The following is a 15,475-nucleotide window of genomic DNA, read 5'->3' on the forward strand; positions in this document are numbered from 1 at the left end:
TCACTGCCCCCCAAAGCCGATGTCGTAACGTTTTTGTAGGCGCGCAAAGATCCACTCGGAGACGCTGGCAATGAGCAGGTAGGCCACCGCGACGGGGATCAAAAACACGAAGGGCTCGTGGGTCGCGCGGGAGGCTTCGGCGGCTACTCGGACCATGTCGGTCAGGCCGATTACCGAGACCAGCGCGGTGGTTTTGAGCAGTACCATCCAGTTATTGGAAAGGCCGGGCAGGGCGTGGCGCATCATTTGGGGGAAGCGAATGCGACGAAACACCAAACCACTGCTCATGCCGTAGGCTTTGCCTGCCTCTATCTGGCCGTTATCCACTGCCATGAACGCCCCACGAAAGGTTTCGCCCATGTAGGCACCGAAGATAAAGCCGATGGTCAGTACGCCTGCGGCAAAGGCATTGAAATTGATATAAATGTCGATGTCGTAGTTGTAATACAGCATGTCGCTGATGGCGTTGACGCCGATCTGGCCGCCGAAGAACAGCAGCATCATCAGCACTAGGTCCGGCACACCGCGAATCACCGTGGTGTAAACGGTGGCGGTGCGACGTAACAGCCAGTTACGCGACATCTTGGCGCTGGCCGTCAGCAGCCCTAGGAGGATGGCCAAGATCAGCGATAGAACGGCCAGTTGAACGGTGACGCCCGCCCCTTCGATCAGGCGGGGGCCGTAACCTTGCAAATCGAGCATGGTGTGCGTGCCTCGCGGATCAGTATTTGGGCGCTAGAAACTGCTTCAAGCGCGGTGACTGCGGATTACCCAGCACCTCGTTCGGCGCCCCGGCTTCTTCTACCAAGCCTTGGTGCAGGTAGATCACTTTGCTGGACACGTCGCGGGCAAAGCTCATCTCGTGGGTGACCACGACCATGGTGCGTCCTTCATTGGCTAAGTCACGCATGACTTTCAGCACGTCGCCGACCAACTCCGGGTCCAGTGCCGAGGTGGGCTCGTCGAACAGCATGACTTCCGGGTCCATGGCGAGCGCCCGTGCAATGGCACCGCGCTGCTGCTGGCCGCCGGACATTTGTGCCGGGTAGGCATTGGCGCGAGCGCTCAGCCCTACGCGATCCAGCAGCGCATGGGCATGCTCGATTGCCTCTTTTTTGGGCTTGCCGAGCACGTGGATCGGCGCTTCGATGATGTTTTCCAGCAGCGTCATGTGTGCCCATAGATTGAAGCTTTGGAAGACCATCGAGAGCTTGGCACGCATCTGCACCACCTGTTTCCAGTCGGCGGGCTCACGGCCGTGTTTGGTGGTTTTGAAACGAATTTGTTCGCCGTGGACGTAGAGCTCTCCATCGTCGGGCTGTTCAAGCAGGTTCATGCAGCGCAGGAAGGTGCTTTTGCCCGACCCTGAGGCGCCAATGAGGGTGATGACGTCACCTTTTTGGGCTTCCAGGGAGAGACCTTTGAGAACTTCCGTATCGCCAAAGCGCTTTTTAATATTGCGCACTTCAAGGGGAGTAGGCGTAGCGGCCATAACGTAGGCTCCAGTACAGGGTTGCCGCAGCAGCAACAAATGAATTTGTCGTGCGTGTGTGCGGCTGGCGCGAAAAAAGGGGCGATTCTATCAGGACTGCGCCAAATGCGCGTACTTTATCAGGACGACATTGGTCTTGGTACGTGGCGATGTGTCCTGACGGCCCCTTCACGTTGTTGTTATAAAAAAAGACGTCGTTATGAAAAAGACGTTTTCATCGTCAAGCAGTAGCGCAAGTGTCCGTCAGGTAATGGCATGACTGGGCACTACCAACAGTGCCGCACGAGCGCCTATGTCGACGTGGGCATTGGGGAACACCACATGTAATGGTGTCTTCTCCACGATGAAATCACCCGCTACCCCATCTTTGGCGAGGCAGGTGCCGGGCTCGAAACGGCTGAAATTGGGCACGTCATCGTCGAAGCAGAGCGTAAAGTCCTTCGCTTGGCGCATCAGCTCGTGCTGTACTTTAAAAAAGGCCATGTTATCTGCGGGCTTTGTCGGCGGCGGATAACCTGAGCTGAGTGAGCCCAAGAGCGTCAGCATTGGCGCCAGGGGAGCCATATCATTGTCACCAAACGGGGCAACCCGACCCAGCTCGAACGTAAACGCTTGGGCGTGATGATAGTGCTTACTGTAGTGGGAGAACGTCCAACTGTGCTGATGTTGGTGGAGCACGGCCTGCATATCGGCTCCGGCCAGCCACTGCCACTGCTGCGCATCGGTGGCGGCGAGGGCGTAGGGTTCGACGACGAAGCGGGTATACAAACTGTCCCGAATCGCCGTGTGCAGATCGTAGTGCAGTTTCGGCAGCGCATGGTGGCGGGCGAAGAACGTATCTACTGCTTCCATTAACGCTCGCGCTCGGTCGGGTTCGGCCCCCCGCTCGTCCAGATCGCGTTTGAACAGCCGGTTGAGGTTGGTGGCAATGAAGCGTTTGTGCGCTTTTAACGCGGGAATGTTACCCAAGATCACCAGCACCGGCGCGCCTAACTGCAGCGTGCTGGCTTCCAAAGCGCTCAGCCAATCACCGAGCAGTTCCACCGGGGCGGTTTCGTTACCATGTATCGCCGCAGAAAATACACAGGCGCGTGCCTCTGGGCGCAGAATGTTAGGGGTGAGCTCTAGAATACCTGGCCCGTGAAGATGGTAAGTGCCGCTTGGGAAGCGGCCGATGCGCGGGGAGGGGCGTTCCTCGTCGAGCGTCCAGTCGAGCCATTGGCCTAGCATGAAAGTGTCCTTGAGCATGGGCATTTGCTTTTTTATTGTTCCTACCTTTACCCACGCCCGTAGCTGTCCACAAGGGGAGGCGTCGTTCGCGTGAAAATGGCGGGTGGGATGATGAAAGTTGCCGGTACAAAAAAGCGCTCATGGCCCTTTGCCACAAGCGCTTTGATCACCGACGCTCTTGCGTCTGTCGCACACTAAGGACGTCTAGTCTGCTCGCTGTCGCCGCATTTCTTCCTGATACTCTTTGGCCAGAGAGGATTTCTGGTTCTCTTGGAGGCCGCGGCCTGCCAGTTGAAAAACTTCCTGCTCCTCTTCGTCCAAGTGATGCGTCACCAAGTGTTGAAGCTGCTTAGCGTGAGTGAGCCAGTGGCTGGCGCTATAGTCGGTGTCGTCCAGCAGTTCGATCAGCTCGTCGATCTCATGATGCTCCGCCACGCTGTGGCGCGCTTTTTCTTGGGTGAGATCGATGTCCATCATGGGGATGTACAGCGCTCTCTCTTCCGCGTTGGCGTGGTATTTCAGTTCGGCGCGTACCTGTTGATAGAGGGTATCGCGCTCTTCACTATCGCCATGGGTCTCTACCAAGCGGGCCAGCAGGTCTCGCTGGATGTCGTGATCTTTGCGAAGTGCTTCGAAAATCGTCATGCCGGACTCCTTGGCGTTATACGTGAATGAAACATACCGTAAATACGATACAAGAAAAATTAGTGCCGAAGTGGCAAAAGCGCAAGGTCGGCACGTCGATGAAATCGATGCGGAGCATCGAAAACATTCGCTTTTCTCTACGTTTGACTAGGCTATGGTTTAGTGAGTTTTCATTGCCCTCGACGGGCAACCTGTCCAATGCTCGAATGCAAGTCCAAAGGAGTGCGTTATGACGAAGGTACTGGTGCTGTATTACTCCATGTATGGCCATATCGATACACTGGCTGCCGCGGTGGCCGAAGGCGCTAAGGGAGTTGACGGTGTCGAAGTGACGGTAAAACGTGTGCCTGAAACCATGCCGGAGGAGGCGTTCAAAAACGCTGGCGGCAAGCAGGACTTCACCACGCCGGAAGCCACACCTCAGGAGTTGTCGGATTACGATGCCATCATCTTCGGCACGCCGACGCGCTTTGGCAACATGGCGGGTCAGATGCGCACCTTCCTCGATCAAACCGGCGGCCTGTGGGCCAACGGCGCGCTGCGCGGCAAAGTGGCGAGCGTGTTCACGTCGACCGGCACTGGCGGCGGAGATGAGATGACCATTACCTCTACCTGGACGACGTTGGCCCACCACGGCATGGTCATCGTGCCCATTGGCTACGGCATCGAAGAGCAGTTCGATATTTCGAAAGTCAGCGGCGGTACGCCCTATGGCGCTGCGACGCTGGCCGGTGGTGATGGTTCCCGCCAGCCGGATGACCGCGAGCTGAAAATTGCCCGCTTCCAGGGCAAACATGTCGCTGAGATTGCTGCCAAACTGGCAAGCTAATCGACGCTTGAAACGCACAACGCCTCGCTGCCAGCGAGGCGTTGTTCGTTAACGAACGCTTTTATAGAAGAATCAACCGCGAATCCGCTCGGTAATGGCGCTACCGAGGCTTTCGGTCGTGCCCTGGCCGCCCACGTCGCGGGTGAGCACTTGGCTATCGCCCTCACTCAGCACCGCTTCAATGGCCTCGACCATCGCGTCGCCCGCCTCCTTATAGCCCAGGTGCTCCAGCATCATCGCCCCAGACCAAATTTGGCCGATAGGGTTGGCAATGCCTTGACCGGCGATGTCCGGTGCGCTGCCGTGTACCGGTTCGAACAGGCTGGGGAACTTGCCTTCTGGGTTGATGTTGGCCGAGGGGGCGACGCCAATGGTGCCGGTGCAGGCAGGGCCTAAGTCGGAGAGAATATCGCCAAACAGGTTGCTGCCCACCACCACGTCGAACCAGTCCGGATGCAGCACGAAGTTGGCGGTCAAAATATCGATATGGAATTTATCCACCGCGATCTCTGGGTACTGCTTGGCCATCTCGGCCACCCGCTCGTCCCAGTAGGGCATGGTGATTGAGATGCCGTTGGATTTGGTGGCCGAGGTAAGCTTTTTACGCGGGCGGGTTTGCGCTAGGTCGAAGGCATACTTTAGTACGCGGTCGACACCGGTTCGGCTCATCACCGTTTCCTGAATGACGATTTCACGCTCGGTGCCTTCATACATCTTGCCGCCGACGCTCGAGTACTCGCCCTCGGTGTTTTCGCGCACGACGTAAAAGTCGATGTCGCCGGGCTTGCGGCCCGCTAGCGGGCTTTTGATGCCGGGCATCAATCGGCAGGGGCGCAGGTTGATGTACTGGTCGAACTGGCGACGAAACTGCAGCAGCGAGCCCCATAGCGAAATATGGTCGGGCACTTTGTCTGGCCAGCCCACGGCTCCGTAAAACAGTGCATCGAACCCTTTGAGCTGGTCGAACCAGTCGTCGGGCAGCATCTTGCCGTGTTCCAAGTAGTAGTCACAGCTGCCGAACTCGAAGGTGGTGAACGCCAGATCGATATTGAAGCGCTTGGCGGCGGCTTCCAGCGCGCGAATACCCTCGGGCATCACTTCGGTACCGATACCGTCGCCAGCGATGACTGCAATACGATGGGCCATGGAAGATCCTTATGTGGTTGGATGTCGCGAAAAGGATGGAGTGTGATTGCTTAGTAGGAGTGTAGCGCCTGTTGGCGACGAGATAATCAGGCTATTATGCAACCTATTGTTGCCTAAAAGTGAATAATCCCATGATGTTGGATGACCTCGCCTTTTTTCAGCAGCTAGCGCGAGCGGGAAGCTTGACCGCCACTGCTCGCGAGCTTGGGCTGTCCCTCTCAGCCGTGAGTAAACGTTTGAAGCAGCTAGAGGCTCGGCTGGGGGTGACGTTGGCGGCGCGCACGACGCGCCGGTTGACGCTTACCCTCGAAGGCGAGCGCTACCTGTCTCAAGGTGGTCTCATTCTGGAGGAGTTACAAACGCTCGAAAGCTCACTCAGCGAGACCGCGAACCAAGGCCTAAGCGGTCGGCTGAGGGTCAACGCGACCTTCGGCTTTGGCAGGCGGCATATCGCGCCGCTGCTATCGCGGTTTTGCGTCGAGCACCCAGGCGTGGAGAGCTGGCTTGAGCTGACCAACTTCCCCCTCAATTTGAGCGATCACGGCTTTGACGTCGGCATCCGTATTGGCGAGCCACCGGATTCACGCCTCGTCGCCAAGCGTATCCTACCCAACCGCCGCGTCTTGTGCGCTGCGCCTAGCTATATGAAAAAAATGCCGCCGCTGAAGGCTCCGAGCGATCTTACCCAGCACCGTTGCCTGGTGATTCGTGAAAACGATAGCGACTTCCCGCTATGGCGCTTCGAGCACCGGCAATCCCAGCAGCGCCAGGCCGTGAAGGTCAGGGGACCATTGGCGAGTAACGACGGCGAGGTCATTACCCGCTTAGCGCTGGATGGCCACGGTGTGATGCTGCGTTCCTGGTGGGATGTGAACGAGCATCTATCCAGTGGGACGTTGCAAACGCTGCTACCGGAGTGGCAGGGCATACGCGCTGACTTTTACGCCGTGTTCGAGCATCGCCGCCATGTGCCGGAAAGGATCAGCGCGTTGATCGACTTCTTACAGCGAGAAATGGCGGGCCGTGTGCCCGCCTTGCCCAATGGCTAACGTGGGTCCGTTAGCGGCCTGGGCAGGTTTGATCCTGCACCACGTCGATCAACTCGTCGGTGGGAAAGTCCAGCTCGGCGGCGCGCTGACGAAGGCGCTGCTCCACGTCGCCTGCTAACGTGGGGGTGCGGGCCAGAATCCATAGGTAGTCCCGGTTAGGGCCTGCCACCAGCGCCCACTGGTAGTCATCGTCGAGTTCGAGAACGTTGTAGCCGCCGTAAAACGGGCCGAAAAAGCTGACTTTCAGTCGTCCAACGCGCTCGTCATCGATGAAGTAGGCGCGACCTTCGGCTTCGTCCCAGGCGCGTTCTTCCAGGTCGTAGCCTCGGTTGATCACCTTGACGCCCCCATCGTCGCGCCTACTGTAGGTAGCGGTGACGCAGTCTAGTCCCTCTTCGAAGGAGTGATCCAGGCGAGCGATTTCGTACCACTCGCCCAGATAGCGCTCGAGCTCGAAGTCAGTCACCGGTTCCGTGCCATCGGGAATGCCGGTGCAACCCATCAAGAATGTGCCGGTCACGGCTAGGGTTGCCAGCGTGGCCATGCTCCTTGGCCGCCATGCGGATGTCATCATCTCGCTCCTTTTAATGTCAGACCATCACAGCGCTCAATTTATCAGGGTAGGTGGCACCACGCCACGCGGTCCTCTTGGTGCTGTTCGGCAGGTAGTGGAAATAGGCTATGGTATGTCTGTTAACGTATCCTCTGACAATGCATATAACAAAGGAGTGTTTATGTGGCATCAACAAGAGATTCACTTGCCGGAAATGTCCCGCGGTTTTCATTTGATTACTGATGAGATCGCCAGAGCACTGCCCTGTTTGGCGGAGTGCCATCAGGGGCTTTTGCATCTGCAGCTCATGCATACCTCCGCGTCGTTGACGCTCAACGAGAACACCGACCCAGACGTGCGCCATGATCTGGATGCTTTCATGCGACGTTTGGTGCCAGAAGGACTGAGCTACTTTCAGCATACGTTAGAGGGCCCCGACGACATGCCCGCCCATGTGGCGTCTAGTCTATTGGGCACTCAGCTCAGCCTGGCGGTACGCGATGGCCGCTTGGCCCTTGGCACGTGGCAAGGGGTGTGGTTAGGTGAGCATCGTGAGCAGGGTGGTTCGCGCCGCTTGCTGGCCACCTTGAACGGCTGTGCCGCGCTTTAGTCACAGCCACCGAATGACTCTTTGAGATAAGCGCCTCTACATGCCTCGACGCCTTTTTCGCCTCTCCCGCCAGCGCTGGTTGAGGCTGTTTTTCGTTTTGAACCTTGCGCTGGTGGCGGGGTTGATCATTCACCAAGTGTGGCTCTACGTGGCCGAACCCGAGTTCGAATCGCTGCATACCGTAGAAGTCGCCGAGGTACGCGACCGACTAGCAGGCCGAGATGCCTACCGCTTTGCGGTGGTGGGCAACATCAATAACTCGGTAAACGTCTTTCAAGACGAGATCGTTCCGCTGCTCAACCAGGGCGATATCGATTTCATGGTGTCGGCGGGCAATGCGGTGAGTGGCGGCCAGCAGGAGAGTTATCAGGCGATTTATCACAGCCTCGAACTGCTCGACATGCCTTATCTCTTGACCTACGGCGATAATGAAGACAGCGATTTCGGCAGCTACCTGTTTTACGACTACTTTGGCCCGCATTTCTATGCGTTCGTGGCGGGCAACAGCCACTTCATTTTTCTAGATGGTACCGGCAAGTCGTCGACTTCCTGGCAGTTGGATTGGCTGGAGCGCGAGCTAGCCGCCTCTGACGCGGCTCATCGGTTCGTGTTCGTGGGCCTGCCACTGCATAACGTCATCCAGGATGCCCCGCTGTTCGAAGAAGATAACTACCTCAACGATCCCCGGCTTGCTGAAGGCATCATGCGTTTGGCCGAGCGCTATGGGGTCGATACGGTGTTTTCCGCGAATCTCTCGCTATACGCCCAGCAAACCGTCAACGGGGTGACGTACGTGACCACCGGCGGCGCGGGCGGCCTGCTGCTGGATGCCGATGAGAGTTTTCATCATTACGTCGTCGTCGAGGTAGCCGGTGACAGCGTGGGCATCTCGCCGTTGCGATTGAACGTCGACCTCCCCGGCTGGTGGCGCATGCTGAGCAGCGTGGGGTCGACGATTTACGCCTTCTTCTACGTCAGCTATCCGCGGTTCTTGCTGATCGTCGGGCTGCTGACACTGTTGGCCATGCGGCTTTACCGGCTGATTTTCGAGGAGCGCGACTACTATCCTGACTTCGATATCGACCCCACGCCCTACCTGGAAAAAAGCCTGCGGGTGGCGATGGTGTCGAACAACTACTTCCCGTTCGTTTCCGGGGTCTCGGTGTCAGTGGAACGGCTGCGCCAGGGGCTGGGCGATCTCTCGCATCGGGTGCAGCTGCTGGTGCCGCGCTACCGGGAGTCGTGGCAGGACGATGACTCCATTCTGCGGGTACCCACGCTGATGGCGTTTGGCGAGAAGCGTGAATTTCGCTTGACCAACCCGTTCAGCGCGCGATTTCGCCGCTGCCTGCGTGAGTTCAAGCCCGATGTGATCCATGTACATCACCCGTTCTGGCTGGGGTCGATGGGGCTGTGGATGGGGCGCAGGCTGAAAGTGCCGGTCATCTATACCTACCACACGCGCTTGGAGCACTACGCCCACTTCGTACCGCTGCCGGGGGCACTATTTCGCAACCTGATCTCTCACTATTTGATCAAGCGCTTCTCCAATCGTTGCCAGGGGGTCATCGTGCCGACCTACTCGGCAGAGGAGTACCTGCGCATGATCGGGGTCAAGACGCCGACGCTGGTGCAGCCCACGGGGATCGACGCGGCGCGCTTTGCCGATGCCGACGAGGAGGCCGTGGCGTCGCTTCGCCAGCAGTTGGCTATCGCGGCCGACGATACGGTGCTGGTAAGCGTTTCTCGCATCAGCAAAGAGAAGAACATCGGCTTCATGCTGGAAGCGTTAGCAGAGTTGAAGCGCCAGGGAAAGACCGGCCTACGCTTGCTGTTGGTCGGCGACGGCCCGGACCGACAAGCGATCCAAACACAGATCGACACGCTGGGTTTGGAAGCACAGGTCACCTTGGTGGGGGCCGTGCCGCCCGAAGAGATGGCGCTCTACTATCACGTAGGCGATGTGTTCGTGTTTGCCTCTACCTCGGAAACACAAGGTATGGTGATTCTAGAGGCCATGGCCGCTGGGCTTCCGGTGGTCGCCGTACGCTCGAGCGGTATCGATGACGTGGTGCGCGATGGCCACAACGGCTTCAAGACGCCGCAAAACCGCCAGAAGTGGGGGCAGCGAGTGGTGGAACTGGTCGAGGATGACGCGTTGCGCGAAACCCTCGGTGATCAAGCCAAAGCGTTCGCCGCTGACTACGATATCGGCAAGTTTGCCGCTGCGGTGGCGCACTTTTATGCCGAGGTGCTAGCGAAACATCACACGACGCATCAGACCCACGAGCGTCAGCCCAAGTGATGCAAGCGAGAGGCTAGCCGTCGTTTCGAGGACGGCTCGTCCGAGCGGTGGCCACGCGCTTGAGTAGCCAGAGTAGACCCACCCCGACGACCACGCCTGCCACGGCCAGCACCAACTCTTGTTGTGAGGCAGCGGTGAACAGCGCCCCTAGCTGGCTGCCGAGCAGGATGACGGCGGCCAGTCCCGGCACGATGCCCAGCGTCGAGCCGATCATGTAGTCGCGGAAATTGAGATGAAACGCCCCGGCCAACATATTGGTGAGCGTGAAGGGAGCCAGCGGCAGCAGGTTGATCACCGTCATCGTACGAATGCCGCGTTGGGAGAGATAGCCGGAAAGGCCGCGTAGGTGGCGGCCACCGTAGCGCATGAGGGCATCTCGCCCCAGCCAGTGGCCCACCCAGTAAGAGACCACCGACGAACTCAGCGTGCCCAACGTAGCGTAAGCCAATCCCCATACCGGGCCAAACAGCAGGCCGGTCAACACGACCAGCAGGCTTAGCGGAAACATCACTAACAGCGAACCGGTATAGACGGCTATGACGGCGGCAAACATCCAGGGGGCACGCTGCCACTGGCTAATGGTGGTAGTGAGTGCTTCGAGCTGCGCCTGAGTCAGCAGCCCTTGCTGCTGCAGGTAGCGCCACATCACGCCCAGTATCACCAGCGTGATCAGTAAGCCTAGCCCTTTTAGCAACGTTCGTGACATTCCATCCCCACCGCCTATCTGGCAAAAGAGCGTTAGCATACGCCACTGCGGCGGTGGGGTGAACGAGCGCGTTACTGTAGGCGCGCTTCAATGACGGGCCAAGCGGCATCACCCTCGGCGGTCGTGACATCGGCCAGCATGGCCTCTATGCGTTCGGGGTTGTCGTTGATCCACTGCTGGGCCACCTCGGCGAGGTCACGCTCTTCTTGACCGAAGGCTTGGATCATCCAGCTCTGTTCCTCGGCGGTAAAGCTGAACTGCTCGAAAAAGGTGACCAGCGCCGGGTGGGCATCGGCGTAGTCGCTGCGCAGCAGGGTACGTACGTCGCTTTCGCCGTTGTTCTCACCAAACAGGTTTTCCGGGTCTTCCAGGTAGCGCATGGGGAGCTCGAGATTCATCCAGTGGGGCGTCCAACCGACCCAAACGATGGCTTCTTCTCTGGAAATGGCATCTTGTGCTGCAGAGAGCATGCCCACTTCGCTGGTATCCACCAAGCGCCAGTCGCCGAGGCCCCAGATATCGTTATCGATGGCGTTATGTAGAATTTCACTGGCGGCCGACCCTGCGCCAAAACCATGAATTTGGCCATTGAACTCGTCACGGTGCGCGTCTAGATCGGCAAAGCTGCGAATACCGCGCTCATGTAAATACGCTGGAACGGCCAGGGTCATCTGCGCGCCATCGACGTTGTTGGCGATGTCCCTGATGACGCCGGAGGTTTTGCGAGGCTCGAACATCTCTTTTTGCGCAGGAAGCCAAGCGCCTAGAAAGGCGTCGACGTCGCCACTTTCCAGGCCTTGATAGATCACTTGCAGGCCAATTTCATGGGTTTGAGTGTCGTAGCCCAGCGGGTTAAGGAGCTGCTCGGCGATTTCGGTTTTCACGGTAATGCCGGGCCAAGCGGGAACGCCGAAATCTAGCGTGGCGTCATCGGCGACGGCGGCTTGGGTAGTAACGCCTGCTAGGCCCAGGGTAATGGTCGCAACGAAAGGACGAAGTGAACGTGTCATGGAGGAGGGTCTCCTTGCTAGGGTTATTGTGATGGTGCGGTCGTACGCGCAAGAACACGCAGGCGCGAGGCCAGCATGTCCCGGTCTAGGTAGGTGCCTTGAAGGTGGCGAGCACCGCTATTAGGATCGAACTCCCGGCGGCCGTGGAGTACGCGACGGTTATCGAACGCCACCATCTGGCCCGGTGTTAGTGTGAACTCCAACTGATGCGCCTCGCTGTGGAAGAGTTGCCACAGTACTTTGTAGGCCCGGTACCAAGCCGTCATTTTTTCGGCTGGCAAATGGAGCGTATCGCGTATCCAATTATTGAGGCGTATCTCCATCAGCTCGCCTTGGCTATCCAAGGTGATCACCGGAGCTTTGAAGGCGATATCGTGATGGTTGTCTTGAAACCGGAAGTCGATGGGGGTCTCACTCAGAATGGCGAGTGCCTCAGGGTCCTGTTCGCGTAGCGCATCGATGACCCGGGCGCCGTCGGCAAACAGTGACTCACCGCCGCTGGCGTCGTTTTGCAAGCAGTAGAGTAGTTGAATGTCCGGCGGCTGCTGCCAGTTGGGTAGGTCGATATGCAGCGGCAAGCCTACGGCGGTGTAGGCTGCGTTGTTAGGGTTGGGCTTGGAGCGCACGTTGAATCGCCCGCCGAAATTGGTGGCGCGTTGCGGGCCAATTCGCTCGGCAAGGCGGCTAACTTCCTCTTCCACCAGCGGTGCGTCAGTGATCAACGCCAAACCGTCGCGTAGCAGGGCGGACAGCCAGGCTTTCTCCCCTGCCGGGGTCATGAAATCGGCATGGCGAACGCGCGCTGGGAAAAAGTCATCCCGCCACGGCGTCGGATTCGGCAGGGATGAGATGCGAGTCGCCTCGGGGCGGCGCTGGTAAAGCCAGCCGCTATGAAAGGCGCTGTCATGCCCGTCGTGCCACTGAAGATAGAGATGACCATCGGCCAAGGTAACGCTGGGCGCTTGTTCGATATCGTCTAGCGGTAGGTAGAGGCGCTCGCGGGTTTGCGGGTGGCGACACGCCTGGCAAGCGCAGTGATCACGAAACCACAGCAGAGGTAGCGCCGTTTGCGTACCGTCTTGCCACGTTAGCGAAAGGCCGCTGTCGGTGAGCGTGGCGTCCTTGAGTGCCGGACCGTGGTCATACGGCATGAGTTCGCTCATTTGAGGGGCTGAACGCTTTTCCGTTGTGGCTAGTGCGCTGGACATAGAAACCTCGCTGAGAATGGGTGACGTAACACACGATCTGCTTATTAGGATGCGGAGTCCCTTGCGCAGTGACAAACGATGAATTTGGCCCCAAAGACCCTGTTTAACTTATAGGTTGCTTTCCCATGAGCTCACTCCCTCCGCTGTTATGGCTACAAGCGTTTGAGTCCGCCGCCCGAACCCTAAGCTTTACGGCGGCGGGTAATGAGCTGGGCGTGACCCAGGCGGCCATCAGCCAGCGCATTCGGCTGCTGGAGGATCGCCTGGGGCAAAAGCTGTTCGTTCGCCACGCGCGCAGCCTTTCGTTGACCCCGGCAGGTCAAGCGTGGCTGCCCAGCATTCACGATGCGTTTTCACGCATCAGTGAAGGGACGTCGGAAGTGTTTGGTATTACCAGCGAACGACCGGTGACGCTGCGCGCTACGCCGGTGATCCAACAATCTTGGCTCGCGCCAAGGCTCGTGGCCCTGCATCGACAGAAACCAACGATTTTGCTGCGCTTGGTCAGCGCGATTTGGCCCGACGACTTTGGGCCCGAAGGGGCCGACATCGAGATTCGCTATGGTCGGGGTGAGTGGAGTGGGCTCGAGATGTTGCCGCTGGGCGACGAGCACTTGCTGCCCGTGTGCGCCCCTGCGCTGGCGCGCTCGCTCAACGTGCCTGCAGATTTGGCCGGGCATACGTTGTTACACGCGGTGGGCTTTGGCGTTGGGTGGCCTGGTTGGCTACAAGCGGCGGGAATAGCCCATCTAGAGTCTGAATGTCGCTCCCTCACCTGCGATAATCAGGTGATGACGCTAGCGCTTGCTAGCCAGGGCGGTGGGGTGGCGCTCACGCATCACCGACTGCTGGAGCAGCGTGAGGATTTGGTGGCCCCCTTCGATATGAGTGTACCCAGCGATGAGCGTTTCTGGTTGGTGCGGCCCAGCAAGCGCCAAGTCAGCGACGAAGCCGCAGACGTTTGGGCGTGGCTGGCAGCGTCTCGCGAGTTGCCTTGAGTCATCCAGCAGTGGTTACGACTGCTGGACAAGAAATTTGCCCTTTTTCTTGCCATTTTGGTGCAGCCGTGAAGAATGATGCGCCTTCATTGTTTCAAAAAGGCGTGTTTCGTATGGATGTTACTCTTCCTCCTCTGTTGACCGCGATGGTGGATCGCGGCAACGGGCTGTTATGGGGCAGTGTACTGATTTACCTGCTCATCGGCGCTGGCCTCTATTTTACGGTCATGACCCGCGCCATTCAGATTCGCTATTTCGGTCATATGTTCAAGCTGCTGCGCGGCTCGCGGCAAGCCAACGGCGGGATCTCGTCGTTTCAGGCGCTCTCGACCAGTCTGGCTGCCCGCGTCGGTACGGGCAATTTGGCGGGTGTGGCGGTCGCCATCTATTTTGGCGGCCCAGGGGCTATTTTTTGGATGTGGATGACGGCCATGGTCGGCATGGCGACCAGCTTCGTGGAGTCCACGCTGGCCCAGGCGTACAAGACCGACCATGGCGACAATACTTTCCGCGGTGGCCCGGCGCGCTATATCGAGCGCGGTTTGGGCCTGCGCTGGTTAGCGGTGCTGTTTTCGATCTGCCTGATCATTGCGTTTGGGTTGGCGTTCAACAGCGTGCAGGCCAACTCCATCGCGCAGGCCATGGAGCAGGCGTTTGCCATTCCCACCTGGGCCATGGGGCTCGTCTTGATGGCCATCGTTGCGCCGATCATCTTCGGTGGTCTGAAATCGATTGCCAAAGTCGCCGAGCTGGTGGTGCCGCTGATGGCGCTGCTGTACCTGATCTTGGCGCTGGTCGTGGTGGCGCTCAATATCAGCGACCTGCCCGCGGCCATCATGACGATCGTGCAGAGCGCGTTTGGTATCGAGCAGGCAGCAGGTGGAGCGGTTGGCTATGCGATTTCTCAGGCGATCATGAACGGGATTCAGCGCGGACTGTTCTCCAATGAAGCGGGCATGGGCTCGGCGCCTAACGCGGCAGCGACCGCCAGCACCCGTCCGGATCACCCGGCGGCTCAGGGCTTCATTCAAATGCTGGGCGTTTTTCTGGACACCCTGGTGATCTGTACCGCGACGGCGGCCATCATCATCATGGCAGGCCCTGAGCTTCTGGCGGGTGAAGAGAATAACGGCATACAGCTCACGCAAATGGCGCTGTCTAGCCATGTGGGTGACTGGGGCGGTATGTTCATTGCCATCGCCATTTTACTGTTTGCCTTCACCTCGGTAATTGCCAACTACTCCTACGGCGAATCCAATATCGAGTACTTGGCAGGCCGTCGTGCGCCCCTGGCGGTGATGGTGTATCGCGTCGCCGTGCTGGGCATGATCATGGTCGGTTCGGTGGCAAGCCTGGGGGCCATCTGGAATTTTGCCGATCTCTCCATGGGCATGATGGCGATCATCAACCTCGTGGCGATCCTGCTGCTATCGCCCATCGCTTTTGCGCTGTTCAAAGATTACGACATCCAGCTCAAAGCGGGTAAAGAGCCGGTCTTCGACCCCAACCAGTTTCCGAAACTGGCGAACAAAGTAGATCCGAACGCCTGGCCGACTAAGAAATAGCCACGCATTAGCCTGCTAGGCGTCATCCGCCCCACGCGATGCTGCGATAAAAGCAGCATCGCGTGGGGCTTTTTCATGGGTGGATAGTTCGATTTTGTCGAATGTAACTCGGAAAACGTTGCGCTTTTG

General features: G+C 58.5%; 15 protein-coding genes. 6 read left to right on the forward strand and 9 right to left on the reverse strand.

From position 1 onward, the window contains the following. From FHJ80_RS09255 to FHJ80_RS09270, 4 genes are all read right to left on the reverse strand, one after another. A complete protein-coding gene (locus FHJ80_RS09255; protein WP_058577210.1) occupies positions 1 to 702 on the reverse strand; it encodes an ABC transporter permease in 702 nt (233 codons plus the stop codon). A 19-nt stretch (positions 703 to 721) separates the two neighbouring features. Next, positions 722 to 1,492 carry an ABC transporter ATP-binding protein gene (locus FHJ80_RS09260; protein ID WP_139526764.1) on the reverse strand — a complete coding sequence of 257 codons (771 nt, stop codon included), beginning with the start codon at positions 1,490 to 1,492 and terminating at the stop codon, positions 722 to 724. Between the two features lie 243 nt (positions 1,493 to 1,735). Then, a complete protein-coding gene (locus tag FHJ80_RS09265) occupies positions 1,736 to 2,722 on the reverse strand; it encodes a succinylglutamate desuccinylase (RefSeq protein WP_139526766.1) in 987 nt (328 codons plus the stop codon). Positions 2,723 to 2,926: 204 nt separating this feature from the next. Continuing rightward, complete coding sequence (locus FHJ80_RS09270) at positions 2,927 to 3,367, reverse strand: hemerythrin domain-containing protein (protein WP_139526768.1); 441 nt, start codon at positions 3,365 to 3,367, stop codon at positions 2,927 to 2,929. Positions 3,368 to 3,596: 229 nt separating this feature from the next. Here FHJ80_RS09270 and wrbA point away from each other — a divergent pair, with 229 nt between their 5' ends. Next, positions 3,597 to 4,196 (forward strand): NAD(P)H:quinone oxidoreductase, encoded by a 600-nt coding sequence (gene wrbA / locus FHJ80_RS09275; protein WP_139526770.1) that lies wholly within the window; start codon positions 3,597 to 3,599, stop codon positions 4,194 to 4,196. A 72-nt stretch (positions 4,197 to 4,268) separates the two neighbouring features. Here wrbA and FHJ80_RS09280 read toward each other — a convergent pair whose 3' ends face one another. Beyond that, positions 4,269 to 5,342: a tartrate dehydrogenase gene (locus FHJ80_RS09280; RefSeq protein WP_139526772.1), complete on the reverse strand. Its 1,074-nt coding sequence runs from the start codon at positions 5,340 to 5,342 to the stop codon at positions 4,269 to 4,271. A gap of 131 nt (positions 5,343 to 5,473) precedes the next feature. Between FHJ80_RS09280 and FHJ80_RS09285 the strand changes: the two genes are divergently transcribed. Continuing rightward, positions 5,474 to 6,391: a LysR family transcriptional regulator gene (locus FHJ80_RS09285; protein ID WP_139526774.1), complete on the forward strand. Its 918-nt coding sequence runs from the start codon at positions 5,474 to 5,476 to the stop codon at positions 6,389 to 6,391. A 10-nt stretch (positions 6,392 to 6,401) separates the two neighbouring features. Here the strand turns inward: FHJ80_RS09285 and FHJ80_RS09290 are convergent, their stop codons facing one another. After that, positions 6,402 to 6,935 carry a lipocalin family protein gene (locus FHJ80_RS09290; RefSeq protein WP_139526934.1) on the reverse strand — a complete coding sequence of 178 codons (534 nt, stop codon included), beginning with the start codon at positions 6,933 to 6,935 and terminating at the stop codon, positions 6,402 to 6,404. Positions 6,936 to 7,125: 190 nt separating this feature from the next. Between FHJ80_RS09290 and FHJ80_RS09295 the strand changes: the two genes are divergently transcribed. Together FHJ80_RS09295 and FHJ80_RS09300 are read left to right on the forward strand one after the other, a co-directional pair. Continuing rightward, entirely contained in the window at positions 7,126 to 7,554 is a 429-nt protein-coding gene (locus FHJ80_RS09295) for a secondary thiamine-phosphate synthase enzyme YjbQ (RefSeq protein ID WP_062372734.1), read from the forward strand. 40 nt (positions 7,555 to 7,594) lie between these two features. Further along, positions 7,595 to 9,859: a glycosyltransferase gene (locus tag FHJ80_RS09300; RefSeq protein ID WP_139526776.1), complete on the forward strand. Its 2,265-nt coding sequence runs from the start codon at positions 7,595 to 7,597 to the stop codon at positions 9,857 to 9,859. A 13-nt stretch (positions 9,860 to 9,872) separates the two neighbouring features. Here FHJ80_RS09300 and FHJ80_RS09305 read toward each other — a convergent pair whose 3' ends face one another. The 3 genes from FHJ80_RS09305 to FHJ80_RS09315 form a co-directional block, all read right to left on the reverse strand. Beyond that, a complete protein-coding gene (locus FHJ80_RS09305; RefSeq protein ID WP_139526777.1) occupies positions 9,873 to 10,565 on the reverse strand; it encodes a TVP38/TMEM64 family protein in 693 nt (230 codons plus the stop codon). Positions 10,566 to 10,636: 71 nt separating this feature from the next. Continuing rightward, a complete protein-coding gene (locus tag FHJ80_RS09310; protein WP_062372743.1) occupies positions 10,637 to 11,575 on the reverse strand; it encodes an ABC transporter substrate-binding protein in 939 nt (312 codons plus the stop codon). Between the two features lie 23 nt (positions 11,576 to 11,598). After that, complete coding sequence (locus tag FHJ80_RS09315) at positions 11,599 to 12,726, reverse strand: TauD/TfdA family dioxygenase (protein WP_255303914.1); 1,128 nt, start codon at positions 12,724 to 12,726, stop codon at positions 11,599 to 11,601. A gap of 182 nt (positions 12,727 to 12,908) precedes the next feature. On the opposite strand from FHJ80_RS09315, the gene FHJ80_RS09320 reads away from it, so the two are divergent. After that, positions 12,909 to 13,781 (forward strand): LysR substrate-binding domain-containing protein, encoded by an 873-nt coding sequence (locus FHJ80_RS09320; protein WP_139526779.1) that lies wholly within the window; start codon positions 12,909 to 12,911, stop codon positions 13,779 to 13,781. Positions 13,782 to 13,894: 113 nt separating this feature from the next. Beyond that, positions 13,895 to 15,346 carry a sodium:alanine symporter family protein gene (locus FHJ80_RS09325; protein ID WP_139526780.1) on the forward strand — a complete coding sequence of 484 codons (1,452 nt, stop codon included), beginning with the start codon at positions 13,895 to 13,897 and terminating at the stop codon, positions 15,344 to 15,346. Positions 15,347 to 15,475: the final 129 nt, after the last annotated feature.

Source organism: Halomonas sp. BL6 (assembly GCF_006228115.1).
GTDB lineage: Bacteria > Pseudomonadota > Gammaproteobacteria > Pseudomonadales > Halomonadaceae > Vreelandella > Vreelandella piezotolerans.

Bases quoted from the DNA above. Each gene is read 5' to 3' on its own strand.
- FHJ80_RS09315 (WP_255303914.1), bottom strand. From the start codon at position 12,726: ATGCCGTATGACCACGGTCCGGCACTCAAGGACGCCACGCTCACCGAC.
- FHJ80_RS09290 (WP_139526934.1), bottom strand. From the start codon at position 6,935: ATGGCCACGCTGGCAACCCTAGCCGTGACCGGCACATTCTTGATGGGT.
- FHJ80_RS09265 (WP_139526766.1), bottom strand. From the start codon at position 2,722: ATGCTAGGCCAATGGCTCGACTGGACGCTCGACGAGGAACGCCCCTCC.
- FHJ80_RS09295 (WP_062372734.1), top strand. From the start codon at position 7,126: ATGTGGCATCAACAAGAGATTCACTTGCCGGAAATGTCCCGCGGTTTT.
- FHJ80_RS09270 (WP_139526768.1), bottom strand. From the start codon at position 3,367: ATGACGATTTTCGAAGCACTTCGCAAAGATCACGACATCCAGCGAGAC.
- FHJ80_RS09305 (WP_139526777.1), bottom strand. From the start codon at position 10,565: ATGTCACGAACGTTGCTAAAAGGGCTAGGCTTACTGATCACGCTGGTG.
- FHJ80_RS09325 (WP_139526780.1), top strand. From the start codon at position 13,895: ATGGATGTTACTCTTCCTCCTCTGTTGACCGCGATGGTGGATCGCGGC.
- FHJ80_RS09280 (WP_139526772.1), bottom strand. From the start codon at position 5,342: ATGGCCCATCGTATTGCAGTCATCGCTGGCGACGGTATCGGTACCGAA.
- FHJ80_RS09255 (WP_058577210.1), bottom strand. From the start codon at position 702: ATGCTCGATTTGCAAGGTTACGGCCCCCGCCTGATCGAAGGGGCGGGC.
- FHJ80_RS09320 (WP_139526779.1), top strand. From the start codon at position 12,909: ATGAGCTCACTCCCTCCGCTGTTATGGCTACAAGCGTTTGAGTCCGCC.
- wrbA (WP_139526770.1), top strand. From the start codon at position 3,597: ATGACGAAGGTACTGGTGCTGTATTACTCCATGTATGGCCATATCGAT.
- FHJ80_RS09300 (WP_139526776.1), top strand. From the start codon at position 7,595: ATGCCTCGACGCCTTTTTCGCCTCTCCCGCCAGCGCTGGTTGAGGCTG.
- FHJ80_RS09285 (WP_139526774.1), top strand. From the start codon at position 5,474: ATGATGTTGGATGACCTCGCCTTTTTTCAGCAGCTAGCGCGAGCGGGA.
- FHJ80_RS09260 (WP_139526764.1), bottom strand. From the start codon at position 1,492: ATGGCCGCTACGCCTACTCCCCTTGAAGTGCGCAATATTAAAAAGCGC.
- FHJ80_RS09310 (WP_062372743.1), bottom strand. From the start codon at position 11,575: ATGACACGTTCACTTCGTCCTTTCGTTGCGACCATTACCCTGGGCCTA.